Below are 1017 nucleotides of genomic sequence, written 5' to 3' on the forward strand. Positions count from 1 at the left end.
TCTTAAGGCTTTAATACGATGAAGTGTGTGATTACCAAAAACACGTGTCTCATCCGTGAATTCATATTTCTTTTCTAAAGCCATCTTTATCTCCTTAATGCTGTAAAGTTTCTCCGGTGTGATCAACACCGCAGCTCTTGCTAATTTTCGACAATGGGGGGTGTTGCTCTTGATCGCATAAAGATTTTAAAAGATAAGCCACTGCCCCTCTTGAAGGAACACCATATTTTTCCCAACGCCATACTGTTGATTTGTTAACGCCTAATAACGCTGCCATTTCGTCCAGCGTAAGATTAAGGCGTTTGCGTATTTTTTTTGCTTCTATCTTATTCATAAAATTAAGTGTGCAATGTGCACAGAAAAAAGTCAAGTCGAAAAGCACATATAATATGTGCATTATGAATGGAAAGGAGTTGTCAGAATGCAAGAACAAAAACCCGACCAAGCTATACGCTTAACAGAAGCAAGAATTGCCAAAGGATTTAAATCTGCCCGAGCCGCAGCTCAATATTACGGCTGGCCATATTACACTTATATACAACATGAACAAGGAGTTCGCGGCATCAATAAAGCCGCAAGTCGATACGCAAAAGCTTTTAACGTAAGTACAGGTTGGTTATTGACTGGTGAAGGACAGGGGATAAAAACAAAATCTACAACTGCTCTTTCAGACCGCGAACTTCAAGAAGAAGTTTTTAACGCTCTAAAAAATATATCTCCTGAAAAAAAGCAGTGGCTTCTTCGCATTTTAGATACTCTAAAAGACGAAGAATAATAATTAACCTTCTTTTTTTATCTATACTAAGCTTATTCACTGCCTCCATTATAAGGTTATCAATATCATCCATTTTATATATCCCAAAATAATATAATACTCACTAAATATGTTCATATTGCACATTTTATTGTTGACATATGTGCAATATGCGCATACATATGTTCCATATCTTAGAAAATAACTTTTGCCAATAGGCAGTATGGAGGCATTTGTGAATAAACCAGTGTTTATAAATTCTG

Annotated in this window: 2 protein-coding genes; one reads left to right on the plus strand and one right to left on the minus strand. The window is 36.2% G+C overall.

The genetic code is table 11. The features are described 5' to 3' along the window. Positions 1 to 94: 94 nt before the first annotated feature. A complete protein-coding gene (locus ACFILL_RS09325; protein ID WP_273791731.1) occupies positions 95 to 334 on the minus strand; it encodes a DNA-binding transcriptional regulator in 240 nt (79 codons plus the stop codon). 87 nt (positions 335 to 421) lie between these two features. Between ACFILL_RS09325 and ACFILL_RS09330 the strand changes: the two genes are divergently transcribed. Next, entirely contained in the window at positions 422 to 775 is a 354-nt protein-coding gene (locus tag ACFILL_RS09330) for an XRE family transcriptional regulator (protein ID WP_273791732.1), read from the plus strand. Positions 776 to 1017 lie beyond the last annotated feature (242 nt).

Origin of the sequence: Bartonella sp. AP20NXHL (assembly GCF_042196165.1) — a bacterium.
Taxonomy (GTDB): Bacteria; Pseudomonadota; Alphaproteobacteria; order Rhizobiales; family Rhizobiaceae; genus Bartonella.

Bases quoted from the DNA above. Each gene is read 5' to 3' on its own strand.
- ACFILL_RS09325 (WP_273791731.1), bottom strand. From the start codon at position 334: ATGAATAAGATAGAAGCAAAAAAAATACGCAAACGCCTTAATCTTACG.
- ACFILL_RS09330 (WP_273791732.1), top strand. From the start codon at position 422: ATGCAAGAACAAAAACCCGACCAAGCTATACGCTTAACAGAAGCAAGA.